We start from the raw sequence: 20,755 nt of genomic DNA, 5'->3' as shown, positions 1-20,755 counted from the left end.
TCAATGAGTGCACTCGAACAATTGACAATAGACTGGCATGTCAATCATGACGTGCTGCTATTAAAAGGGGTATTAGTCCGAAATACACTATTAAAGCTACACTCTGAAAAAAAACGACTAGCTCATATCAAAGAAATTGATCTCAGTGAGTTAGAAAAAATTGATTCAGCAGGACTTGCTCTTATCGCACAAATTGCCCTACAACTGTTTCCAAATAAAATACCAGTTAAAGGGGCAAGTCCAGAGTTAATTTCGCTTATTGAAGCTTATAAACTACCACTAGAATTAATATGACTAACTCATATGCTGGCAAATCACTAAAAGCTAATATAAACAGTTAACTATGATTAGCGAAATGTTGGTAAACAAGAATAATTCACATTAAAAGATGATATAAAATGGATAATGCACAAATCACAGAAATTTTGAAAAATGCGCTTGAACTTGATGAAGTATACGTTAATGGTGATGGTAGCCATTTTAACGTGATTGCAGTTGGAAAAATTTTTGAAGAAATTACACTTAGAGTTAAACAACAACAATATCTTTATGGGCCCCTCATGCCATTTATAGCAGATAATAGCATCCATGCTGTAAATTTTAAAATTTATACGCCGGATGTATGGCAAAGAGAACGTAAATTAATGGGCATGTAGATTTTAAACGTGGCTAGACCCTAGTGCTCTAGCTTAGTTAAATTCGTATTAGTCAATTACTTCAGGAAGTGGCTACCTTTAACTTTGTTAACTCAACACCTTTTTAACCCTCCTTTTTAGGTAAAATATCATGGATAAATTTAAGATTGTCGGTAATGGCCCTCTCAGTGGGGACATTACTATTTCTGGTGCTAAAAATGCAGCATTACCGATTCTTTTTTCAGCTATTTTAGCAACAGAACCCGTCACCTTGCATAATGTTCCTCATCTCAAAGATATTGATACTACTTTGAAATTACTAGGTAGATTAGGCATGACATGCAAGCAAGACGATGCTATTTTTTTAGATGGCTCAAATATAACTGAATATTGTGCTCCCTATGAACTAGTCAAAACAATGCGTGCATCGATATGGGCGCTAGGACCACTCGTTGCAAGATTTGGTAAAGGGCAGGTTTCATTACCAGGTGGATGTGCGATTGGGGCAAGGCCAGTTGATTTACATATAAGCGGGCTTGAGCAATTAGGGGCAACGATTATATTAGAAGATGGATATGTAAAAGCATCAGTCAATGGACGATTAAAAGGTGCTTTAATTGTCATGGATAAAGTCAGCGTAGGCGCAACACTTACGATTATGAGTGCAGCTACATTAGCGACAGGTAAAACGGTTATTGAGAATGCAGCTCGTGAACCTGAAATTGTTGATACTGCTAATTTTTTAAATACAATTGGTGCAAAAATTACAGGTGCCGGCACTGATCAAATCATTATTGAGGGTGTTGAAAAATTAGGTGGCGGTCATTATGGTGTCTTACCTGATAGAATTGAAACCGGTACATTTTTAGTTGCAGCAGCTGTATCAGGTGGTCGTATTACCTGTAAAAATACTCGAGCAGATCTATTAGATGCCGTTATATCAAAACTCAAAGAAGCTGGTGCTAAAATTGAAATCGGTGATGATTGGATTACATTGGACATGCAAAACCGCAGACCTAAGGCTGTCAATATTCGAACTACGCCTCATCCAGGTTTTCCTACCGATATGCAGGCTCAATTTACCTTATTGAATATGGTTGCTGAAGGAACTGGGTTGATCACTGAAACTATTTTTGAGAATAGATTTATGCATGTGCCTGAGTTAATCAGAATGGGTGCAAAAGCTGAAATAGAGGGAAATACAGTGATTTGCCATGGCGTAGCTCAATTATCAGGTGCACAAGTGATGGCAACAGATTTAAGAGCATCAGCGAGTTTAGTCATTGCCGGATGTATTGCTAAAGGTGAAACAATTGTGGACAGAATTTATCATATTGATAGGGGATATGATGGAATTGAACATAAACTCAGGTCATTAGGTGCAAAAATAGAACGCATTAAATCTGATGCAATGAGCGAAGAGTAATATTTTGGTAAACTAAAATAGTATCGCCTAATATATTAATGCAGTCGATAAGTTGAGTCTATTTATAAAGTTATCATTCGAGGATATATGTCTAATCGATTACCTATTTCAAATGCTATTGAACTTAAGCTATCTTGCCAAACAATAGCACGTGATAAACTTGCGAATTTTAAGCCTCCCTTTAGGATTGGGACAATACAAAACGATAGTATTGAATTACAATCTGTTGAAATGAATGGCGAAATAAATCAATTAAAACCAGTATCTGCTTTTTATGGCGAAAATATTACGGTAGATAAATTAGTTAACATATTATCTGCACTTTCTTCTCACACCACCCATTCAAATTCAGTAAATAATTCAATTTATTTACTCAAAATGGAGCATATATTAGGATTAGACATCTACATTCTTAATACCGATTTAACTTCTCGTGTAGAAGAGCTATTTAAAAGTTATCAAATAGATTTTGTTAATATACATCACATTATACCAAGCTTAGCTAAACCTGGATTAATTGTAATGGATATGGACTCGACTACGATAGAAATTGAGTGTATTGATGAAATCGCTAAATTGCATGGCGTAGGGGCAGCTGTCAGTGAGGTCACTGAACAAGCGATGAGGGGAGAATTAGATTTTACAGAAAGTTTAAGGGCGAGAGTTGCAAAGCTAGCTGGTGCAGATGAATCTGTACTTTTAAAAGTTAGAGATACGCTACCGATTATGCCTGGTTTAGATTTGATGCTACAAGCTTTTTATGAAAAGGGATGGCAAGTTGCAATTGCATCAGGTGGTTTTACTTATTTTGCTGATTACTTAAAAGATAAATTTAAATTATTTCGTGTTTATGCCAATCAATTAGAGCTAAGAGACGGGCAATTAACAGGAAGAGTTAACGGGCAAATTGTTGATGCAGAGTATAAATCCCACGTGTTAGTGAATATGGCTCATGAGCTGGGTCTAGAACTATCTCAAACAATTGCAATTGGTGATGGAGCAAATGATTTACCTATGATTAAAAAAGCTGGATTAGGGGTTGCTTTTCATGCAAAACCAAGCGTTCAAGCACAAAGCAAAATTAAAATTAACTATAATGATTTAAGAAGCCTATTTGTCATATTGGCAATTTCAGGTAATTAGAGTCAGATTTACATTTAAATTAATAATTTGATGCTAGATCACAAATTTGCAAGCCAAGGATGGATTTTATTTTTTATATTTACTAGTGTATCAGTATTTTGCTTCAGCATATCAAAATTAAATTCAACGACATTAAAATACAATAGAGGACCCCATGGACGAACATTTAAAACAAAGCGCGTTAGATTTTCATCAATTTCCAATACCAGGAAAAATTAGTGTAGAGCCAAGTAAGCCACTTGCAACACAACGTGATTTAGCATTAGCTTATTCGCCAGGTGTAGCAGCACCTTGCTTAGAAATTGCACAAGACCCACTAGCTGCTTATAAATATACTGCAAAAGGCAATCTAGTAGCTGTTATTTCAAATGGTACTGCAGTGTTAGGTCTTGGAAATATAGGTGCGCTAGCTGGCAAACCCGTTATGGAAGGAAAAGGTGTACTATTTAAAAAGTTTTCAGGGATTGATGTGTTTGATATTGAAGTTGATGAAACAGATCCTGATAAATTAGTGGATATTATAGCCGCGTTAGAACCTACTTTTGGTGGAATCAATCTAGAAGATATCAAGGCACCTGAATGTTTTTATATTGAAGAAAAACTCCGTGCCAGAATGAAAATCCCTGTATTTCATGATGATCAACATGGTACAGCTATTATCAGTGCGGCTGCTATTATTAACGGACTAAAGTTAGTTAATAAATCTATCAAAGATGTCAAATTAGTTGCATCAGGTGCAGGTGCAGCTTCAATCGCGTGTTTGAATTTACTTCAAAACTTAGGTTTACCCAAACATCATATTACAGTGTGTGATTCTAAAGGGGTAATTTATATTGATAGAGATCCTAATATGGATGTGACTAAGGCTGCTTATGCGATTGTTGATAACGGCCAAAGGACCCTTAGAGATGCAATTGCAGATGCTGATATTTTTCTTGGTTGTTCAGGTCCTGGGGTACTGACACAAGAGATGGTTAAAACCATGGCAGCTTCACCTCTAATCCTTGCATTAGCAAACCCAGAGCCTGAGATATTACCTCCACTTGCTAAAGAAGCGAGAGCTGATGCGATCGTGTGTACAGGAAGATCTGATTTTCCTAACCAAGTTAACAATGTGCTTTGCTTTCCATTTATCTTTAGGGGGGCGCTTGATGTAGGGGCGACAACAATAAATGAAGAAATGAAACTTGCATGTGTACAAGCGATTGCAGATTTAGCGCACGCAGAACAAAGTTCACAAGTTGCCTCAGCATATGTAGATGAAACACTCTCTTTTGGTCCTGAATACCTAATTCCTAAACCATTTGATCCAAGATTAATCATTAAGATCGCCCCTGCTGTTGCAAAAGCAGCGATGGATTCAGGTGTCGCAACAAGGCCTATTGCTGATATGGATGCGTATGTTGAGCATCTTACTGAATTTGTTTATAAAACAACCTTATTTATGAGGCCGATCTTCGCTAAAGCACGCCAAAACCTTAAGAAAGTTGTGCTAGCAGAGGGAGAGGAAGAGCGTGTATTACATGCAACTCAAGAAATTGTTACACATAAACTTGCTTTGCCAATATTGATAGGTCGTCCAAATGTGATTGAGATGAGAATTGCAAAACTAGGACTACATATTAAGCCAGGTATTGATTTTGAAATTGTGAATAACGAGTCAGATCCGAGATTTAATGATTATTGGAAAGAGTATCATTCAATCATGAAGCGCAGAGGGATCTCACAAGAAAAAGCAAGAAGAAGTGTTATTGGAAATCCTACATTGATTGCAGCGCTTATGTTGAGACGTAACGAGGCAGATGCAGCGATCTGTGGTACCATTGGCACATATCAAGAACACTATAATGTGATTGAAGAAGTACTTGGATTTAGGGAAGGCGTGAATGTTGCTGGTGCAATGAATGCCCTACAATTACCTTCTGGCAACACCTTCATTGCTGATACATATGTCAATGAGAAAACCAGTGCTGAGGATTTAGCTCAAATTACTTTAATGGCTGCTGATGCGATTAAACAATTTGGAATTGAACCTAAAGTTGCTTTGATTTCGCACTCTAATTTTGGTTCTGCTGATGATGAATCAGCCCAAAAAATGCGAGAGGTACTAGAACGTGTCAATGCCTTAGCTCCGGAATTAGAAATAGATGGTGAAATGCATGCTGATGCTGCTCTAGATGAATCTATCCGACAATTGATAATGCCAGATAGTCCATTAAAAGGCGCTGCTAATTTATTAATTATGCCTACAATGGAATCTGCTAGGATTAGCTATAACTTATTAAGAGTCAGCACAACAAATGGTGTCACTGTAGGGCCAGTGTTGATGGGAGTAAGTAAGCCAGTCCATATCTTGACAGCAATTTCGTCTGTCAGGAGAATTGTGAATATGGTGGCCTTAGCGGCTGCTGAAGCACAACACAAACCTTTCTAATTATAATTAGCTTTCACTGAGATAGTATTAGTGAAAGCTAACATTTCATAATCTAATCTCGATTCATACAATAAAATTATCAAGTAGATGTGTATTTTTCCGTTTTCAAGATATAAAACTATTTAATACGCACAATGCGATAGTTTTTTGATAGGGTATAAATAAAAGAAAAATTCAGTTAGAATTTATTATGATGACACTAAAGGTAGTTTTCCGGTTAGCGAACTAACCGGATCGCCCTTACATTCACGCTACATGGATGTGATAAAGACGAATGACTATTCTACCAAATTACCTTGTAAAACCTAATCATATTCGGCTTTAATTGCAATAAATAGATTCAGTTGTATAAAAAACAACCTTGATTGCTGCAAAAAAAGTCAAAAAAGAACAATTGACATGCTTAAAATTAGATTAAGCTATGTATTTAAATTATTTATTTCAGCCACTAGCTTTTTGCTAATACCCTAATCTGCTTTTAGTTTTGACGAATACAAAATCTATCAATTAACGATTTTTTTATACTAATGACCATTATTGCATTTTGGGCTAAATACTAATGATAATAAGGATCAATGGTTCGTCATACATTAATTTATAGCATAAATCAGGATGTTAAACAAAATGGCAGGGCGGTATTAATTTCAGATACAGGCGATATTAACACTAAAGTGCCTGAATCTGATTTATTGCGTGCCCATACGCTAGGGTTTGAGCTCATTTTTGTGAAAGCAAAAAAATAATTGATTTAAAGTAATGTATAAAGTCTGATGCTATAAGTTCATTAGTGAAGTAAGTTAGTTTATACATCCCCATACATAGAATTAATGAGGATGTATGTTTTAATTTGCAATTGATTGAAGATAAAAAAATAGTTGTTTCAATAGTTTAAGTTTGTTCTCGTCATGTTGATTCTCTGCAGCAATTTCTTCTAATTTATTGATATAATTAGCAACAGAATCAGGATTCAGTCTGGATTTTCTATGCGCTATCCAAGCTTGTTGTTCTTCAAAATCTAATGTAGCTGGGAAATTTCTGGCTTTGTATCTGAAAAATAATTCTTTAATTCTATTATCATCACTTGTAATGTTAATTAAAGGGAGATTTTTAGGTTCAGTAGTTCTGATTTGTTCAAATAATAATTTATCAGACTGTGAAAAGAATTGAGTGTATAACTGATTATCAACGTCATTTACTGTATGTGAATCTGTCACTTTTTCAATATCAAATATTTCATTTAATTTTTCTTTAAGCTGAGTATATGCTTTGAGTTTACTATGGTTTTGTTGTATCAATTCGATATCAAGATTAAGCCTTTTGATATTTTCTGGTAAGAGTGTTTTTTCTGGCGCTAAAATTGGGCACTTATTAAGATAGATAACAGTTATACCAATAGGCAATTCATCCTTGGTAAGCTGATTTTTGGGTTTATAAAGTCGACTTTGGATCTCAATAGCAGATAATTCTAATAGCGGAGTGATATCATAGGTAAGATCTACGCAGATGACCGCATTTTTATTCGAAGGATGCCAAGCAATAGGGGCGATTATCGATAAGTTTGAACGGTAAGAACCATAAAAGCTAGAAATATGTACAAGTGGAGTTAAGTTGATAATGTCAATCAGTTCGATTAATTTTTGTTTATCTCTATGCTGGTACAAATATTGAAATAATCTTGGTTGTTTCGCTAAAATTAATTTCATTATTTCAATTGTCGCATAAACATCACTCATAGCATCATGGGCTTGTGAGTGTTCGATATTATTAGCCTTTGTCAGTGCCTCAAGCTTAAAACTTGGTAAGCCCTCTTCTGTAAGTGGCCAGTTAATACCTTCAGGCCTTAGTGCATAGGTGGCCCTAACAACATCAATCATGTCCCATCTTGAGTTACCATGCTGCCAATGATGAGCGTATGGGTCAATAAAGTTTCTATAAAAAAGATGGCGTGTCACTTCATCATCAAATTTAATCGTATTATATCCAAGTATGCAACTATTAGGGACGCTAAATGCTTTGTGTATTAAATCAGCGAATTCAGATTCGGTGACTCCTTTTTGGTTACATAACTGCGGCGTAATTCCAGTAATCATTACAGCTTCTGGGTGAGGCAAATAATCATCACTTTGCTTGCAATAAATGACAAGAGGTTCCCCAATGATATTAAAATTTTGATCAACCCTTAGCCCTGCGAATTGTGCAGGCCTATCTAAAGCAGCATGAGTTCCAAACGTTTCGAAGTCATATATATAAAAAGAAGGATGTGAGGTATTTTGCATTAATCTATCTCTTAGGGGTGGAATCAAACAAGATGAAGTATTACTGGTCTCATTATTATGTGTTCTAATCTTGGATTATAAACTTTTTTTTTATGAATTTGCTAAATATATCGTAATCTTCACCTAACTAACTTAGTATTGATAAGATATAGATAAAAACAGCAATAATTGATTTGAGTCGTGATTAGAGGATGATTTTGGATGTTAAATATTTTGAGAGTATGGTAGAATTCATAAGTTAACTGTTTAGTCTATTAATATTAGACTATCAATGTGATTGATTTGTTAGTTGTACCTGTGCGTATACTCAAAGAAAAAAATTATACTCAATTTCCTGTACTGATTGCGGGAAAATTTTTGTATTAGCTGCTAAGTGTAGGTTTACAACTTTAAAAATAAATGTTAAAAGTATCAGAAATTAGTTTGATATTGATGTGTTTTCAATGAAACTCATCAGTTGAGTTGATGTTGCAAGATGATGTGTAACAAAATCAGTTAATTTTGAAATAAATTAGCCTAATCACTCATAAATGCGCTAAAATAGAGACTAAAGTTCAAATCGGCATTACCCTCAAACAAAAGGAGCAATGATGGATAGCTTGAATAACCCGACTTTTCATGATGTAATTGAGTTTGTTACATTATTCCGCCGTAAAAATAAATTGAAGCGTGAGATTACAGATTTAGAAAAGAAAATTCGTGATAACCAAAAACGTGTCTTATTGTTAGATAACCTTAATGATTACATCAAGTCTGATATGACAATTGAAGAAATTAGAGCTATCATATCTAATATGAAGAGCGATTATGAAGACAGAATTGATGGATATATTATTAAAACTGCTGAATTGTCATCTGAACGCCGCGAAATTTCCCAAAAGATGAAAAAAGCTAAAAACTAGCGTAGTTGCTGGTGGTGAATTGGTTTAATTTTGAACTGTGAGAGAAATAGATATACTTTTTTAATATTTAGCTTTGTCACTTAGCCGCTTGCACTGTATAATACAAAAAAATAAGTGAATGATGCGTCAAATAGATTTAAAACAGGTATATAATGTTAAATAGCCGGTAAATCTTTTAAGTGGCGGTATAGAAGAATCTCTCTAATCGCGTGGAAGGCCTAAAACCAAGTGTTAGAATTTAAAAAAAATATAAACATGAAAAGACAGAAAACCACAAAACTCTTTGCAAGATTGTGCTCATTAAAGCATTTTGCTTTGATATTGATTGCGCTAATTTCTCTTGCAGGTTGTCAAGCGATTGCAACTCCCCAAGACGAATTTGTCGAAAATGAAACAGATGCGCCTGTTATGAGCAATGCAGTTGCCACTAATCAATCATCACCAGCTAGTCCTATTGCAGGTGGTGGGGTTTTACAAACTTGTTTGCGTGAATTAGAAGCATTAAAACGAGTCCATCAAAAACGTTATCAAGCCAAAAGCGGTGATTTAAATCGCGTTCTTACTCAAGCTAAAAGTTATATGGAACTGAGAGAAAGTTTAAATGGTGATACTGTTGCGATTATGGATGCAGCTTATCAGTTTAAAATTTCTAGAACATGTAATAGTGTTAGAACTGAGTTGACTAGAACATTACTTGAGCGTTTAGAATCATTATAAGTAAGTCTATGTTCCCCTATGCTTTTTTGTCAACTAATGTGAATCTATTTGATATTTATGCTCGGGGAGTAGTAAATGCTTTTAAAATCGATTAAAATTAAATCAGGTATTTTTACCTGTTTTTTATTTAATGTTGGATCATTATTAGCTGCCCCTATTTTAGATGAAAATTTAAACGCTACTAATAATGACGATTTAGCTCAGATCTCTGTAATAAACACTCCCATAAGTATTAGCTCTCCTTCTGCTGTATTTCAAACACAAAATGATATTGAAGGGATTTTCAATGTATTGCAGAATTTAGAGTTTGAACAAGTCCCTGAAGCCTCTTTAATGGCACAGCTAGCAGAAGAGAAACCTAATGTGCCTAAGAAAAAAGCAAGATCGCAAACTCAGGCATCTAACACTCAGATTGTTAGAGAGTCTTCTAATAGTAACTCAGAGACTTCAGCTAAAGTTTTAGATCTTCAAAGGGAAATATCAGAGCTAAAAAAAGAAAATGAGCAATTGAATCGTGAGCTCTCATCTGTAAAACAACCCACTAATCAAATGCTTTTAAACAATATTGCTAGTAATGTATTAAAAGATTTTTCAAAAGAACAAGCCGCTAAAAATGCTCAGGTAGTCCAAGAATTAGAAATGAGAATTGACATTGCTGAGCAGGAAATGCAAAAAAAAGATTTGGAAATAAAAAAATTGAATGCTCTGCCTCTCGATGCAGATAAAAAGTTAATAAAGCAGCTTGAAGCAGTTGAAATCAAAAATAAAGATATTGAACAAAAATATAGTGAACTTGAAAGTCAATTTTTGAATGAGCGGAAGTTATTAGAAGCTGAATTAGAAAATAAAAAAAATCAGCTCACTGAAGCTCAAACTGCGCTTGAACAATTTAAAAATGAGACAACGCGAAACCAAGCGATTGCAGAAAAACTATCAAACCAACTTGCTACCACTGAAAACCCTTTAAATGACAAGATTGAAGCATTAACCCATGAAACGCTAGTGTTGAAAAAAGCTTATCAAGATGAAAAACAACGAGCAGAAGATGCAATACGTATGCTCAATGAACTTCAAGCACAATCCAAAACGCAATTAACGGCTTTGCAACAACAGAACCAAAATGTTAATCAAGGGCAAGCTCAACAATTGCTTCAATTACAACAGCGTGCGCAGTTAGCAGAGCTAAACACACAAAAATTACAGCAAAAATTGCAGATTTCTGAAAATAAAACGATAGAACTTGAAGAAACAATTTCTAAGCTAAATGCTCAAATAACTAAAAATACACAGTCTTATCAGTTGCAGTTGACTGATTTACAACAACGATTACTCAATGCAAGACGAGCTGAGCAAGAAGCAAACCGATGGGCAAGGGCAGCCGGTTCAGGTAATACGAATGCTGCAAGTAACCGTATTATTAATTTGCAACAACAAATTGACCAGATTGCGGCTGCTGAAGAAACACAAAGAGTTATTGCAATGCAAAAGCAACAAGAAGTGATAAATTTGCAAAATCAGCTCTATTCAATCCAAGCAGAACTCAAAACCCAACAGCAATCTAGGGCTCAACTTGAAAATCAACTTCAAGATTTTGAAATGCAAAAAAAAGAATCTAATGAAGCCCAATCAACTACGAATAAGGTTGAAGAAGCAGCCTCTGCTGTTAATAATTCAGAACCTAAAAAAAATGATAGTAGTAAGAAAAAACCAAGTACAGATGCTGGGATAAAAGGACTTTGATTTTTAATGCCCAGTGAGATACATAATCATTTGTATTGCAACAGATATAACGCATAATATAATGATTATTTTACTTAAGTTTAAATTCATTTTTATCCCTTATTGTACAACTTCAAAAAATTAAACACCTGAAAATATATGGGTTATGATACAGCTAAAAAAACAAGCCGTATCATAACTATTTTATGCTTTAAAATATAGGTATGAAGTTTTATAGCACATTATCATAAATAATGATGTTAATGTACAACGCAATAAAATCTGCCTATAATTCACCTGTGATAAATTATTAGCATGGTTAATTTATACAAGTGATAATTCTAATTATGTTTAAGTAAAAGGCTAAATTATGTTTGAAATAAATCCAATAAAAATACAGATTCAAGATATTAAAGAAAGAACTCAAACCCTTCGGGGGTATCTTTGACTTTGATATAAAGCAAGAAAGACTTGAAGAGGTGTGTGCTGAACTAGAATCTCCTGACGTTTGGAGTGATCCGCAAAGAGCTCAGGCCCTTGGTAAAGAACGAGTTGCTTTAGAGGCGGTTGTCGAAACAATCATTGCATTAACTCAAGGTGCTGAAGATGTTCAAGAGTTATTAACTCTTGCAGTTGAAGAGAATGACGAGCAAACTTTAAATGAAACGGTTAGTGAACTTGATGAATTAACAAAACGTTTAGAATTACTTGAATTTAGGCGTATGTTCTCTAATGAACATGATTCGTGTGATTGTTATGTAGATTTACAGGCAGGTTCAGGCGGTACAGAAGCTCAAGATTGGACCGAGATGCTCTTAAGGATGTATCTGCGATGGGCTGAAGCTAATGACTTTAAAACAGAACTAATTGAAGTATCAGATGGAGATGTTGCGGGTTTAAAATCTGCAACAATCAAAGTTTCTGGTGAATATGCATTTGGCTGGCTAAGGACTGAGACAGGTGTTCATAGGTTAGTGAGGAAAAGTCCTTTTGATTCAGGAGGAAGAAGGCATACATCATTTGCATCTGCCTTTGTTTATCCTGAAATAGATGACGATATTGAGATTGATATCAATCCTGCTGATCTTCGAATCGATGTTTATCGCGCTTCAGGTGCAGGCGGGCAACATGTTAATAAAACTGAGTCTGCTGTTAGAATCACTCATTTGCCAACTAATATTGTTGTACAATGTCAAAACGATCGATCACAGCATAAAAACAAAGATCAAGCAATGAAGCAGTTACGTGCAAAATTGTATGAATTTGAAATGATGAAGAAAAATGCAGACAAACAACAAATGGAAGAAAATAAATCAGACATAGGTTGGGGCAGTCAAATTCGATCTTATGTACTAGATGATTCAAGAATTAAAGATTTACGGACAGGTGTTGAAACCCGCAATACCCAAGCAGTTTTAGATGGGGATTTAAACCGATTTATGGAAGCAAGTTTAAAAGCAGGCTTGTAGTGTTAATTTATAGTAAGTGCTTTTTAGCACTCACGTTATCAAAAAGGAACTTATCATGTCAGAATTGACATCTCATGATGCGAACACTGAACACAATGAAGAAATTGATTTACAAGGTGAGTTACAGTTTCGCCGTGAAAAATTGGCTCAAATTAGACAAGAGGGGATAGCATTCCCTAATGATTTTAGACCTGAACATAGAGCTCATTCACTCCAAGAAACGTATGGACAGATGGATAAAGCAACTCTAGATGCTCAATCTGTTGAGGTGAGTGTTGCTGGACGGATGATGATGCAACGAGTGATGGGTAAAGCATCATTCGTATCTTTGCAAGATGCGACAGGGCGGATTCAGCTATATGTCGCCACAGCGAGCCTTCCTGAAGGATTTTATGAAAATTATTTTAAACGCTGGGACTTAGGCGATATTATTGCAGCAACAGGAACGCTCTTTAAGACAAAAACGGGTGAACTATCAGTTCGTTGTCATTCTGTTAAGTTATTAACAAAAGCATTAAGACCTTTACCCAATAAATTTCATGGTCTGGCCTCTCAAGAGACACGTTATCGTCAGCGTTATTTAGACCTTATTGCTAATGAGCAATCGCGTAAGACGTTTGTTATTCGCTCAAAAATTATTTCAGGTATTAGACGATTTATGGATGATAGGGGGTTTATGGAAGTTGAAACTCCGATGATGCACACTATTCCTGGTGGGGCTGCTGCAAAACCGTTTATCACACATTACAATACACTTGATATTGATATGTATCTTCGCATTGCCCCTGAATTATATTTAAAACGCTTAGTGGTAGGTGGATTTGAGCGTGTTTATGAAATTAATCGTAATTTCCGTAACGAGGGTCTTTCTCCTCGACATAACACAGAGTTTACGATGATTGAACTTTATATGGCATATGCTGATTATAAGGATTTAATTATATTAACTGAGTCTATGTTTAAAACACTCACCCAAGATATTCTAGGAACTAACATAGTGCAATATGGTGATATCACGCTTGATTTCAGTAAACCTTTTGCTAAATATACTATGAAAGAAGCAATCTGCCATTATAAACCAGAGATATCAGCTGCAGATTTGGATGATATAAATAAAGCAACAGATATCGCAAAATCACTTAATATTAAACTCGAAAAAAGTTGGGGGTTGGGCCGAATTGTAACGGAGATTTTTGAAGAGGTGGCTGAAAGCCAACTAATTCAACCAACATTTATTACTGAATACCCAGCCGAGGTGTCACCTCTTGCTAGACGAAATGATGATAATCCATTTATTACAGATCGTTTTGAATTTTTCATCGGTGGACGTGAAATCGGCAATGGTTTCTCAGAACTTAATGATGCAGAGGATCAAGCAGCTAGGTTTAAAGAACAAGCTGTTGCGAAAGATGCAGGAGATGAAGAGGCGATGTTTTATGATGAGGACTATATTGTTGCACTTGAGCATGGGCTTCCACCCACCGCAGGATTAGGGATTGGGATTGATAGAATGGCTATGTTATTTACAAATAGTCACACAATTAGAGATGTTATTTTATTCCCAGCCATGAGACCTCAAGGTAAATAACCTTATCATATTACACTAAAACCAACACTAGTTTTACTTTGCTATATCAGTTGGTCTGGGCGATATGATTTATCCATGACGCTTTATTCTCCTTCCCTAAAGGAAGGTAATGTAAGGCGTCATGGCATAGTCCTTATTCATTCTGCGTACTTTATTGTTCTATATATTGTTTGATAATAGATATTAGCGTGCCAACATAACTATCTGAAAAATAAAAAACGGCCATCAATTCTCCAAAGTTTCGCATTGAATGCGGATTTGAAGAGAATATAGACGTTGGTTGATTGTTCTATGTATTAAGGAGAAGAATCAGCAGCAAGAGCCCACCGAAGCCAGCTAATAATCAACTCACTGCAGTAGGACTCCGCTTCCTTTCTGGAGGAAAAGGTATCAATAAAGCTAATTACTTAGAATATAAATCAGCCTCACCTTCAGGACGTGTTTTAAAACGACGATGTAGCCACATGTATTGTTCTGGTGCAAGTAAAATTTGTTCTTCAATGAGTTGATTCATCTTAGTTGCCGTTTGCAATTCATTTTCAGTAGGGAAAGATTGGATAGGTGGGCTAACTATCACTTCATATCCTTTACCATTTTCTAATCTTTTAGGTGTAAAAGCAATAACAGCAGAGTCTGTTTTTTTGAGTAAGATATAAGTTCCTAGCGTCGTTGCTGCATGCTGAACACCAAAAAATGGTGCAAAGACGCTATTTCTTTTACCATAATCATGGTCAGGACCATACCAGATGATTTCAGCTTCTTCTAAACTTCTTATCATTTGCTTGACATCTTTTCGGTTGATCATGAATTTATTCGACCTCATTCTACCTCTGACTTGAAGGTAATCCCAGACGGGGTTATCATTAGGGCGATAAATTCCAATGCCAGGTGTCTGTAAACCGATAATGCGCCCACCTAATTCTAAGTTAAGAAAATGTATTCCAACAAACATGATCCCTTGAGGTTTAGCTAGTGTCTCTTTAATATGTTCAATACCAGTTACTTTGCACCATTTATTAATTCGCCAATCAGGCCAGAACCAGGCCATCCCAGTTTCAATAATTGCAAGACCAACCGATTCACAGTTTGCTTCAATTAATGCCTTGCGCTCAGAATCTGTCCAGTTAGGAAAGCATAACTCTAAATTGCGTTCAGCAATTTTAAGGCGCTTGTCTATAATTCTAATTTTGGGTCTGAGCCTTAGAAGTAAACGACCAATACCTTTACCTATTTTGTATAAAAGTGGGTACGGGAGTAGAATCAATACATACCAAAACCCTACTATTAACCATAAAAGCCAGTAGCGAGGATGAAAAAATGTAAGTTTTAGCTTGGGTTGCGCTTTATCAGCATAAATCTTACTTTCTTCTGATTTGTGTGTCTTATGTGGCATACTTCTTATTACCTTAATAATACTAGTGTTATCCATAATGCTCGGAATGAATATAGCGTAATTGCACAAGTTGCAATACAGTTAAAGAGCAAAAGATTAAACAATTTTTAAATGGATCGTCATTAAAAAATACTTTGTATTGAAAGCGATACGTGTGTTATGTAAAACACTTATTTGGAAATAGAAAATTGAATCGGCTAAAATGTCTAACAGTAGGGTTAAAACTAATCTAGTATAGTGCGTAGTAATATACTCACGATTCATCAATCTTATTTATGCTCAAAATATCTTTAGATTATAGCTTAAATAAGCTATATAAAGGGAATCTTACTGTAATATTGCTGTTTAATTGGTAAGATACCGTAAAATCTTTTTTTCAAAAAATCATTATAATCTTTCTGGCATTTTTGGTATAGAGTAAATACCAGTAATAAGCTTAGATTTTACGTAATTTATATATAGGGAATAAAAAATGCATAAATTTCTTGCACCATATATGGTTTTTGGTAACCCAATAAAACATTCAAAATCTCCTATGATACATGCATTATTTGCTAGCCAAACCAATATCAATCATCAATATGATAAACAGCTCATCCCTTTAGATGAGTTTGACGATACCATTAAGAATTTTTTCCAAACTATAGGTGAAGGAGCAAATGTAACCGTACCATTCAAGGAGCAGGCCTTCAAAATAGCAGATTGTTTGACTGATAACGCTAAAATGGCAGGTGCTGTGAATACGTTAATTAAACTAGAAAATGGACAGATCCTTGGTGATAATACTGATGGCATAGGGCTTTTAATGGATATCAGAGAAAGAGGCTGGTTAAAGTTAGGTAATCGCTTGTTACTAATTGGCGCAGGTGGGGCTGCTAAAGGCGCTATATTACCCTTACTTGATGAGGGATTTGATATAACCATCACAAATCGTACATTTGAGAAAGCTGTCCATTTAGTGGACCAATTTGGTGATTATTTTGCAAGAACTGATTGTAATGGGAGGCTTCGTGCTGCAAGAATGCCATTATTAACCAACGAGACTAAGCCTTTTAACATTATCATTAATGCAACATCAGCTAGTATTGAAGGGAGCGTGCCTACTGTACCCTCCACCTGTTTTAATGAACATACTGCTATTTATGATATGTTCTATGGGCAAGAACAAACTTCATTTTTAGCTTGGTTTGAGAACAAGGGGTGTCATAATCGGGCTGATGGGTTAGGCATGCTTGTTTATCAAGCTGCTTTTGCATTTGAAAGATGGCATAGTGTGATGCCAGATGCAAAAGCAGTGTTATCAGCAGTTAGAAATACATTGTCAAAAGCTTAAATTTACTCACTGGTAAGATAATCATTTTTCCATGTGACATAATTATTAGCAGAGTATAGCAAATGATGTCGCTCTTCAGGTGTTAATGGTCTGATTTGTCTAGCAGGTTGCCCCATATACAGGTAACCACTAGCTAGTTTTTTTTGACTCGTAACGAGAGAACCCGCGCCAACGATGACATCAGATTCTATAGTTGCACCATCAAGTATTATGCTGCCCATACCAATTAAAACTCTATCTTCTATACTGCAGCCATGTAAGATAACTTTATGCCCAACTGTTACATCATCACCAATGATGAGAGGATTGCCTGCAGGGTTAGCAGCAGATTTATGCGTGACGTGCAATATGCTGCCATCTTGAATATTAGTCCTCGCACCGATAGAAATGGAATTGACATCCCCTCTAATTACGACTAAAGGCCAAATACTGACATCGTCAGCTAAATTAACATCACCTATTACAACTGCACTTTCATCAATCCATGTAGATTGTGCTATTTTTGGATAAGAATTTTTGTAAGGGCGTAAATTTTTAGGTGTCATAGCATATCCTTATTTAAGTAAGAATCTAAAAAAGTAAGATTGAAAAGATAAGCCCCATTCTTAATAACAAGGCAAGTCTTTATATTATTAAAGCTAGGTTAGTTTTTGTTTCTGATTTGCAATTGCCTACAAGAAAACTATACCAATGCACACTGAATTTGAAACTAAAAAATGAATTATCTTAAAATGGTTTTGAGCCGATCTTGTCTATGACTATTTTTTAATAGCAAGAATTAATGAACTGTTGCTATTAATGATGGCAGCCTTATTACCTCATCTGCTAAACTATCGCTATACGCATTTTAATTTTAAATTTGAGCAAATTTCTTTCACTTATGATAAATATTAATGATTTTGACACTATAACTCAAACTGATAGAGTAATTGATGATACGCTAAAACAAGCAATTTTTGTAGAGCTTAAAAAATTAGATCCTAGAGTGACGGATATTAGTCTTTTAGATTTTACAGTTTATGAGGGCGTAGGTTCTTTTCGTGCAGGGCCTTTTAACTATAATGCAGAAGGCTATAGGATGTTAACTGACGAGCAACACCCTATCAATCAATATAGTTTTGGCCATTTACCCACGCTGATTGTAAGAGATATTTATGACTATATTCACCCATCTGAATTTGTCATTGAAAAGCATCCTTTTCATGATTATCAAGTTAAAGTGCAGTTATCTGAAAATAATCATTTTCAGTTATTGGTGTTTCCAAGAAGTGTCATGATTTTACAGGTAAATGGCATAGATATAGTTACGTTAGAAACGTTAAGTCAGCCTCATAGTCGCATTGAGCAAAGGCAAAGTGAGATTAATACTATATGGAATAATGCACAGGCAGGGGATATACCGCATAAATTAGCGAGTGAATTTTCATCTTCTACTCTTTTGTATCGTCGGGAAGAGATACAAAATGCAAAACCATGGAAAATCTTGGAAAAACGGCCATTAACAAGAATTGAACACTTAAAATTGCGTGAAAGTATTGCTGAACCAGTGTTTTTTATGCCTGTTTTCTTTATGTTGATTGGTGTGATGCTATTATTTCAGGATAGATGGGAGTTTGTTTTCGTTGGTACAGTGTTCATTATTTTAAGCCTAAAAATAGCTTACAAAGGGAAACCATCAATTAAAGTAGATGATGATTGCATGACGCTCTCAGGTCAACTCAAGGTTCACCCTAAAGTGATCTTTACAGGCCCTATTGAGGCAAAATTGTTGAATGAAGATATCAGCAATCAATTAGAACAAAAGAAAGAGTATGAATTTAATCTGCTGAGTAAATCTAAATATATTTTTAATATTAAAGGATTAAATTCAGTTAAACCAACAAGGTCATCACGAGTAAGGTTTATCAGTTTTTGTATTTTAGGTTCCTTTTGTTTGCTGTGTATGTTAATGAATTTTATAAAAAGCGAACATTCTTTTTCATCAGATGCGGGTTTCTTTGGGAAAATTCAGAATTATATTGCTATGAATTTAGTTTATTTTCAACCTGAAACACAAATCAATTATGTCTCTAATCCTAACTACGTTCCTAAAGTCTTACAGAAAGTTAAAATTAATGCTTTAATTCAATGCGATAATCAAACATACATTCAACTCTGTGATAAGGTTCATGTTTTAAAAAATAAAGATGAAGCTACGCCACTTAGCATTAACCTCGATGATTATTTATCTGAAAATGAGGGGGTAAGATATATCACAGCTCTGAATGCACACTATTGGGGATTAAAACCCAGTAATGAAATCTTACTTGAGGAAGATTACACTCTTAGCCCTGTATTTACGATTATTGCGCGTAATAATGATTTTTTTTATACATTAGACAATTTTGATAGCGATGATAAAAGTTTGCGCCATGATTTAACTAATAAAGGATTTGAATATTTAAGCCAACCTATATCAACAACCTTTACAGGCATAGTAAAACAAGTCGATTTTATCAATGAACCAACGAAACGATGGGTAATGCATTTATCTCCAGCATTAGGTGAAGAAGAGTTAGCATTAGCTAGGTACATGTTGGCGTATATTGTATCTTTCTTGCTCATTTTAATATACTTTTTGTATTTGATTGTTGATAGAATACGGATAAAAAGGTTGATCAAAATACATGAAAATGCTTAATTTTATTATCAGGTCATCAATTTTTATCGTTCATGTTAAGCGCGATTGATATAAGGTAAGCTATTTATTTAAAATTATTTTTTTATGATTTTGTTTCATGTTTATCCATGTTCGAATAGACGATGACAAACCTGGCCTGTGTTTTTTTCTTTGATTAAGAACCAATCGTTAGGAATATCTTCGATTATTGCCTCTCGTTCTGTTTCAATATAGATACGAGAGCCTTTTTGGGCAAAAGAGTGCGCAGTGAGTTTTATGAGCACTTCACCTAATAATCCTTTTCTAAAGGGAGGATCAATGAAAATAATATCAAAAGGTTTAGAGGGCTTTTGGTTTAAATACTCCAATGCATCCATTTGAAATATAATTAAATTATTTGCGCTAAGTTTTGCTATATTTTCTTTTATAGTTATTGCAGCTATTTTGGACTTTTCTATAAAAGTAACTGAACCTGCATAACGAGAGGCTGCTTCAAATCCAAGAGCCCCACTTCCTGCAAATAAATCTAGACAGTTTGCATCTGTGAGATCATGCATTAACCAATTAAATAGGGTTTCTTTCATTCTATCCCCAGTTGGCCTTAAACCTTCTTCACTAACAACGGGTAGTTTTCTACCTCTCCATTTACCCCCTATTACTCTTATCTGTCCAACTTCATTTTTTTTACTGGATTGTTTACCTGTTTTCACATTGGTATTATTTTTTATCATGTTAATATCTATAGCAATTAATTAAAAGATTGGTACTAGTTATTTGAAAATAGAGTTCTATTTTCAAACTATATCTCAGTCTAAAGAATATAATCTAGTGACAAGAAGCCTGTTTGAAATTCAATTAATTCAGATAGCTTCCTCGAAAATAAAGTTATCTGCTGATTAAAGATAACTAAAATGGCATTTAAAGTATAGTCTAAAGGATTAATGTGAGTAAAATATCTTTTTGATACCAGATAAAAATAAAATTTAAAGTGCGCAAAAAAGTAGATTGGATCATTAGCATGAAGATCATTTATGAAAAAAATGATAGAATTGAAACTATTG

Annotated in this window: 17 protein-coding genes; 13 read left to right on the top strand and 4 right to left on the bottom strand. The window is 34.8% G+C overall.

Annotation, left to right across the window (positions count from 1 at the left end; translation table 11 throughout):
- The first annotated feature begins 3 nt into the window (after positions 1-3).
- The 6 genes from BMW37_RS04195 to BMW37_RS15065 all read left to right on the top strand — a co-directional run bounded on the left by BMW37_RS04195 (position 4) and on the right by BMW37_RS15065 (position 6,381).
- Positions 4-294 (top strand): STAS domain-containing protein, encoded by a 291-nt coding sequence (locus BMW37_RS04195; protein ID WP_093318045.1) that lies wholly within the window; start codon positions 4-6, stop codon positions 292-294.
- A 104-nt stretch (positions 295-398) separates the two neighbouring features.
- Positions 399-656, top strand: a complete 258-nt coding sequence (locus BMW37_RS04190) for a BolA family protein (protein WP_093318044.1) — start codon at positions 399-401, stop codon at positions 654-656.
- A 130-nt stretch (positions 657-786) separates the two neighbouring features.
- Positions 787-2,061 (top strand): UDP-N-acetylglucosamine 1-carboxyvinyltransferase, encoded by a 1,275-nt coding sequence (gene murA / locus BMW37_RS04185; RefSeq protein ID WP_093318042.1) that lies wholly within the window; start codon positions 787-789, stop codon positions 2,059-2,061.
- Between the two features lie 87 nt (positions 2,062-2,148).
- Positions 2,149-3,204: a phosphoserine phosphatase SerB gene (gene serB, locus BMW37_RS04180; RefSeq protein WP_245711023.1), complete on the top strand. Its 1,056-nt coding sequence runs from the start codon at positions 2,149-2,151 to the stop codon at positions 3,202-3,204.
- Between the two features lie 154 nt (positions 3,205-3,358).
- Positions 3,359-5,638 carry an NADP-dependent malic enzyme gene (locus BMW37_RS04175; protein ID WP_093318041.1) on the top strand — a complete coding sequence of 760 codons (2,280 nt, stop codon included), beginning with the start codon at positions 3,359-3,361 and terminating at the stop codon, positions 5,636-5,638.
- A 575-nt stretch (positions 5,639-6,213) separates the two neighbouring features.
- A complete protein-coding gene (locus BMW37_RS15065; protein ID WP_177168573.1) occupies positions 6,214-6,381 on the top strand; it encodes a hypothetical protein in 168 nt (55 codons plus the stop codon).
- A 99-nt stretch (positions 6,382-6,480) separates the two neighbouring features.
- Here BMW37_RS15065 and sbcB read toward each other — a convergent pair whose 3' ends face one another.
- Positions 6,481-7,914, bottom strand: a complete 1,434-nt coding sequence (gene sbcB, locus BMW37_RS04170; RefSeq protein ID WP_093318039.1) for an exodeoxyribonuclease I — start codon at positions 7,912-7,914, stop codon at positions 6,481-6,483.
- A 590-nt stretch (positions 7,915-8,504) separates the two neighbouring features.
- On the opposite strand from sbcB, the gene tmaR reads away from it, so the two are divergent.
- The 5 genes from tmaR to lysS all read left to right on the top strand — a co-directional run bounded on the left by tmaR (position 8,505) and on the right by lysS (position 14,309).
- Positions 8,505-8,816: a PTS system regulator TmaR gene (gene tmaR / locus BMW37_RS04165; protein ID WP_093318038.1), complete on the top strand. Its 312-nt coding sequence runs from the start codon at positions 8,505-8,507 to the stop codon at positions 8,814-8,816.
- 255 nt (positions 8,817-9,071) lie between these two features.
- Positions 9,072-9,533 (top strand): hypothetical protein, encoded by a 462-nt coding sequence (locus BMW37_RS04160; RefSeq protein WP_143047594.1) that lies wholly within the window; start codon positions 9,072-9,074, stop codon positions 9,531-9,533.
- 75 nt (positions 9,534-9,608) lie between these two features.
- On the top strand, positions 9,609-11,273 hold the full coding sequence (locus BMW37_RS04155) for a hypothetical protein (protein WP_093318035.1): 1,665 nt from the start codon (positions 9,609-9,611) through the stop codon (positions 11,271-11,273).
- A gap of 349 nt (positions 11,274-11,622) precedes the next feature.
- Positions 11,623-12,721, top strand: a protein-coding gene (gene prfB, locus BMW37_RS04150) for a peptide chain release factor 2 (RefSeq protein ID WP_143047593.1) whose coding sequence is annotated in 2 segments (ribosomal slippage) — positions 11,623-11,697 and positions 11,699-12,721 — 1,098 coding nt in all. Because the reading frame shifts where the segments join, the coding sequence is not laid out codon by codon here.
- A 55-nt stretch (positions 12,722-12,776) separates the two neighbouring features.
- Positions 12,777-14,309, top strand: a complete 1,533-nt coding sequence (gene lysS / locus BMW37_RS04145) for a lysine--tRNA ligase (protein ID WP_093318034.1) — start codon at positions 12,777-12,779, stop codon at positions 14,307-14,309.
- Positions 14,310-14,712: 403 nt separating this feature from the next.
- Here the strand turns inward: lysS and lpxL are convergent, their stop codons facing one another.
- A complete protein-coding gene (gene lpxL, locus BMW37_RS04140; protein WP_093318033.1) occupies positions 14,713-15,702 on the bottom strand; it encodes an LpxL/LpxP family Kdo(2)-lipid IV(A) lauroyl/palmitoleoyl acyltransferase in 990 nt (329 codons plus the stop codon).
- Positions 15,703-16,174: 472 nt separating this feature from the next.
- On the opposite strand from lpxL, the gene aroE reads away from it, so the two are divergent.
- Positions 16,175-17,035 carry a shikimate dehydrogenase gene (gene aroE, locus BMW37_RS04135; RefSeq protein WP_093318032.1) on the top strand — a complete coding sequence of 287 codons (861 nt, stop codon included), beginning with the start codon at positions 16,175-16,177 and terminating at the stop codon, positions 17,033-17,035.
- A gap of 2 nt (positions 17,036-17,037) precedes the next feature.
- Here aroE and BMW37_RS04130 read toward each other — a convergent pair whose 3' ends face one another.
- Positions 17,038-17,580, bottom strand: a complete 543-nt coding sequence (locus BMW37_RS04130; protein WP_093318031.1) for a gamma carbonic anhydrase family protein — start codon at positions 17,578-17,580, stop codon at positions 17,038-17,040.
- Positions 17,581-17,915: 335 nt separating this feature from the next.
- Here BMW37_RS04130 and BMW37_RS04125 point away from each other — a divergent pair, with 335 nt between their 5' ends.
- Positions 17,916-19,715, top strand: coding sequence for a hypothetical protein (locus BMW37_RS04125; protein WP_093318030.1), 1,800 nt, complete (start codon positions 17,916-17,918; stop codon positions 19,713-19,715).
- A gap of 101 nt (positions 19,716-19,816) precedes the next feature.
- Here the strand turns inward: BMW37_RS04125 and rsmD are convergent, their stop codons facing one another.
- Entirely contained in the window at positions 19,817-20,425 is a 609-nt protein-coding gene (rsmD, locus tag BMW37_RS04120) for a 16S rRNA (guanine(966)-N(2))-methyltransferase RsmD (protein ID WP_093318029.1), read from the bottom strand.
- Positions 20,426-20,755 lie beyond the last annotated feature (330 nt).

It is taken from the genome of Thorsellia anophelis DSM 18579 (assembly GCF_900111395.1).
Lineage (GTDB): Bacteria > Pseudomonadota > Gammaproteobacteria > Enterobacterales > Thorselliaceae > Thorsellia > Thorsellia anophelis.
This window is presented reverse-complemented; position numbering and strand designations above follow the sequence as displayed.